The following is a 4,377-nucleotide window of genomic DNA, read 5'->3' as shown; positions in this document are numbered from 1 at the left end:
GAAAAAGAAACCTTTAGTCCTGGCTCTTTAACTGAAACAACTCTTCCTTGATCATCTCTAACAATTTTAAATCTTTTCTCAAATGTAGCAGATCCTAAAACCTGAGATGAAAATAGCACTACTGCTAAAAGACATGAAATCTTTTTCATTAATAATCCTCCTGATAAAATGAATTAATTCTATTTTAAGGGGAAGTGGGAATTACTACTAGGAATAGATCGACTTGTAAGAAAAGAATAGATAGACCGAGTAATCGAATCAGATAATATAAATGATAAAAAGGTAGCGAAGAAACTTACCTAGGCTCATAAAAATAACAAAAGAACGTAGTGGAGCTTTCATTAATCCATAGGTAACGGCAATGGGATCTCCGATTATTGGCAACCAGCAAAGAAGTGCAGGCCATCCACCAAAAGACTCTAACTTAGTCTTATATTTTAAAATCTTTGTTTCCTCAATTTTAAAATACTTTTCTAGCCAGCTCCACTTACCTAAGTGACCAAGAATGTAGCAACTGAGTCCGCCAAGAGAGTTTCCTAGCGTTGCGACAAATAGAGCGATGATAATATCTTCATCGCTACTTAAGTTTGTAATATATGCAAAGTGTAGTTCAGAGCTTATTGGCAGAATTGTCGCTGCCATAAAGCTTGAAAAGAATAGAGAAACTAATTGGATGCCGATATATACTCTTTAGAAAGTTCATTATAAACGCCGTCCCAAAGTTTTACTCTCAACTTTAAAGACTGCTTACCTACTTCATAGGCCTCACGTAATTTATTTTCATCATTGCCACAAAGCTCTTCTAAACATTTCTTGGCCAAAATAGAGTGCTCATCTCCATCAAGTTCTATATGTCTTTCTATATAGTATATTAGTTTTGGACAATCTACATTTTCAGATTTTAAGTAATTCAATATTCCTGTAAACATATCAGGAATCAGCTTCTCTCTTCCATATAGGAATGCTGCAGCAGTCTTATGTGGCTCAGAACTAAGCGCTAAATTTAAATTAAAAGAAACAAATGCCTTAACTTCTTGAGGCAACTTCTCTAGTTCGTAATTAACTAAAAACTCTTGAATGTCACTAGTGTTCGCCCCAACCTCTTCCATAGCAGAGAGGTACAGAGAAAAGTGATCACATGCGTCACCATTAAGATCGACATCACTCTCCTCACCTAGAACGATTTCGTTGATCATTCGAACCATCTCTTTTGAATACTTAGATGGCCTCCAAGGAACTTCTACACAAGTAATTTCTCTTTGCAGTGACTTTAGTAATGACATAAAGTCCCACACAGCAAAAACATGGTAGTTCATAAATATTTTCAATGAGTTAAGATCATTTAACTTCTGATAAACACAATGATCTTCAAGTACTCTATGAAGTTCATTAATTTCTTGAGTAAGATTTTTCATGGATTTTAGATATCAAACTAGATGTAAATGGTACATGAAAATCGGTTAGTCTTTTTTAACTTTTCTAGAAAATTCAACAGTAGATTGCTCTTGAACATCCGTAGAGCTAGGGTGAGCATTTATTTCTTCAAGGGCCTCTACTTTGGCCTTTGCTCCACCATCAGCTTCTTTCTTTTCTTCTAGAATAGATTCATTTAAATTTTTAAAATCTTCTAATTCTTTATCTCTTTTTTTATTTAATTCTTCAAAGAAAGTGTCATTAACATATTTTCTAATATCTTTCTTATCAATCTCATCTACAGAGTGAATGAAGGCCTTATAAATAAAGTTTGGTCCATCAGTTTGAAAGTAATTCCCATCGGTAGGCACAATCGTAATAGAGCAATTTAGAGGCATATCAAATCGATATGTAGATGGAGAGAGTTGTCTTTCGGACACAAATGTAATTTCAGTCTCTGAAATAGTAAGAACTTCTACTTCATGTTTAATAGAGAGAAAGCTTAAGTCATCACTCTTACTTACATAATATCTTTTTTCTTCAAAATCTGCTTTTGTGAGTCTTCCATATTTCTTTGGATCTTTCTTTCTTAATGAGGCAATTTTTGATTCTACTTTTGCATTAAAGTTATCAACTTGTTTCTTTTCAAATACAGAGGCCATTTTTAGAATATAATCTAAATCCATATTACCTCTATGACTAATGATTAGAGGGTACTCATAAGTATCTTGAAGAGATTTTGAGGTAAAGTTTAAACAATTAAAGACTATAATAAATGGAGTGTAATTCTCCATTGTCTTAACTCTTTTTATTAGTCGTCCTAAATGGTTTAAAGAGTTTGTTTCACGAGTTTTTAACTCTTCAGCTAATGCATCTTTTTCTAAAAGAGTTAGCTCTGGATTATTAAATTCTTTAAGAAAATTCTTAGAGATAAGGTTCATATTTATTATATGAGGACAAAGTCTTCTAAGTGAACCTATATCCTCAGTCAAAACTGTTTGAAGTCTTATTGTATATCCAAATTTATCGAGAGGAGATTTAACAGAATCTAAGAAAGTCATCTCTCCATCAACAATGAGAATCTTTGTTTTCTTTGGTTTTGAAAATGAAATTTTATCTTCGAGCCAAGTTTCATGCTTTTTCTTACAAACTCTTAATTCATCAGCATGCTCGGCCTGCCTAATTTTTAAATCGTTCTTAAGCTCTTCAATTCTATTTGCTTTGGCAGAAGGGTCTTCTAAAGCATTTGCAGTTTCTAAATCAGCATCAGAAATAACAGGATCACTTACAAACTTTATTGAAAGGTCATAAGCGTAGTCGTAATCATAATAGAGGTCATTATCAGTAACATTGCTTACAACAAATTGTTTAGAAGGAATTGTTTCCCTAGGAAATGAAGTGTTTATTTCTATAACATCCCCAACAGATTGAGAAAAGTTCCCCTCTGCTCTAATTGTATCTGGAGTTATATACCCCACTCTAAAGTCGTTAACTAAACTTGCAGTAAAAGGAACTTTAAATTTTCCTTTTGCAAAGGAAGGCTTAACAACTTGTTTTTCAAAGGCAAGATACATTGGGTGGTATATAACATCATGGATCTCACCACATTTAACATGCGTAAAGTCCACACCAGAGGCAGAGCACTCTCTAAGATATTTCTTACTTTCTACTAGACCAACGATTGGAACACCTTCTAAAGTAGATAGTCGTTTCAATTGTCTAGATAGCTTTAAGAGGTTCTTGGTATTTACTGAGAAATCGATGTAAATAATTTTTGGCGCGAGCTTTAAAATATCCACCATCATTGAGAGGTACCCGGACTCTTCTTCGTCAAAACGCTGCTCAAAGCTGAAATCTAAAGCTTGGTATTTTTGCTTATAGCGCTGCTCAATTGAATGAATATAACCCTTATCAATCCCGCAATATACAACAATATTTGAATTTTTTACTTTTTTGATAACTCACCTCTTACAAAATTATACGAGGTTAGGTAATTATACACAAGAGCCATACATAAATCTTGAGTTTATCTTTAAATTCGAGCATTTATACACATTTGAAAAAAACTTAGATTTCGAAGTCATCGTAGCTGTGACCATAATAGTCGTCAAAGTCCTTCGTAAAGTACTTTCTAACAAAGTACTGCCCTGATCGAATTGTAGATATAAAGCTGTAATCCTCTAAGTGCCTAAGAGATTGGTATATATCTTCAAGTGAAATACCTAAGTGTTTTGCCATTTCAGTATGACTCATCAACTGGGAAATACCATGTTCTTTATACAAGTTTGGACGACACCAAACTCTTCTGTACAAGTACATCAAAACCATAATCTCAACTCTCGTGAGCTTATAATGAGTAAGTATCTCATCAAAAAAGATATCCGGTATTTTTGAATTTGTAGGATTAGAATTGTGTGAGTCACTAAGCTTAGTCGCTTCGCCTGAAGCTTTAGACCTGTGATCAGCTAGAATAGAATGTAAATCAACCATAGATATATCCTCTATTACCCTTTCTGGTAATATTGTGACATATATTGCAATGTGAGGATACTCTTTTTATTTAGGCAATAATTGCCTTTCCCATAAAGAGGAGTTCATGAGACTTAAAGGACCTAGGGACTTCAAATTCAAATCCCAAGGCCCTATAGAAACCAAGGTTATCTGCATCGGTTGAAGTAATAAGATGTACACCATTTACTCCTGAGTCATTCAACTCAGTTAAATAATGTTCAACAAGACTTCGGCCAATACCTTTTCCTTGATGGTTGGGGCTACAGTTAATATGGAAGTGTGCTGGGAATTTATCAAAGCAGTCCTCAAATATCTCAGGACCAGGAATTAAAAACTTCTCAAGAGCAGATTTAGAATCTATATAACCTGAGAGATAGCCAGCAACTTTATCGTTAATCAAATAAATGAAAAATGATTGAGGAGACAACGCGAGGTAATCACCACACCACTTGT

At 34.0% G+C, this 4,377-nt stretch carries 5 protein-coding genes; all 5 read right to left on the bottom strand.

Annotated elements, in window-relative coordinates:
* Window positions 1-258: 258 nt before the first annotated feature.
* Window positions 259-642 carry a YqaA family protein gene (locus tag ABX784_RS15700; RefSeq protein WP_372656011.1) on the bottom strand — a complete coding sequence of 128 codons (384 nt, stop codon included), beginning with the start codon at window positions 640-642 and terminating at the stop codon, window positions 259-261.
* Between the two features lie 23 nt (window positions 643-665).
* Window positions 666-1,415, bottom strand: coding sequence for a DUF3050 domain-containing protein (locus ABX784_RS15695; RefSeq protein ID WP_372656010.1), 750 nt, complete (start codon window positions 1,413-1,415; stop codon window positions 666-668).
* A gap of 45 nt (window positions 1,416-1,460) precedes the next feature.
* Window positions 1,461-3,218, bottom strand: coding sequence for a hypothetical protein (locus ABX784_RS15690; protein WP_372656009.1), 1,758 nt, complete (start codon window positions 3,216-3,218; stop codon window positions 1,461-1,463).
* Window positions 3,219-3,480: 262 nt separating this feature from the next.
* Window positions 3,481-3,903: a hypothetical protein gene (locus ABX784_RS15685; protein ID WP_372656008.1), complete on the bottom strand. Its 423-nt coding sequence runs from the start codon at window positions 3,901-3,903 to the stop codon at window positions 3,481-3,483.
* Between the two features lie 70 nt (window positions 3,904-3,973).
* On the bottom strand, window positions 3,974-4,377 hold a 404-nt coding region (locus tag ABX784_RS15680; protein WP_372656007.1), incomplete at its 5' end, for a GNAT family N-acetyltransferase.

Source organism: Halobacteriovorax sp., assembly GCF_041587335.1.
Classification (GTDB): Bacteria; Bdellovibrionota; Bacteriovoracia; order Bacteriovoracales; family Bacteriovoracaceae; genus Halobacteriovorax.
This window is presented reverse-complemented; position numbering and strand designations above follow the sequence as displayed.

What these genes read in the sequence shown, in the direction of transcription:
- ABX784_RS15690 (WP_372656009.1), bottom strand. Translation starts at nt 3,218, where the DNA reads ATGATGGTGGATATTTTAAAGCTCGCGCCAAAAATTATTTACATCGAT.
- ABX784_RS15700 (WP_372656011.1), bottom strand. Translation starts at nt 642, where the DNA reads ATGGCAGCGACAATTCTGCCAATAAGCTCTGAACTACACTTTGCATAT.
- ABX784_RS15685 (WP_372656008.1), bottom strand. Translation starts at nt 3,903, where the DNA reads ATGGTTGATTTACATTCTATTCTAGCTGATCACAGGTCTAAAGCTTCA.
- ABX784_RS15695 (WP_372656010.1), bottom strand. Translation starts at nt 1,415, where the DNA reads ATGAAAAATCTTACTCAAGAAATTAATGAACTTCATAGAGTACTTGAA.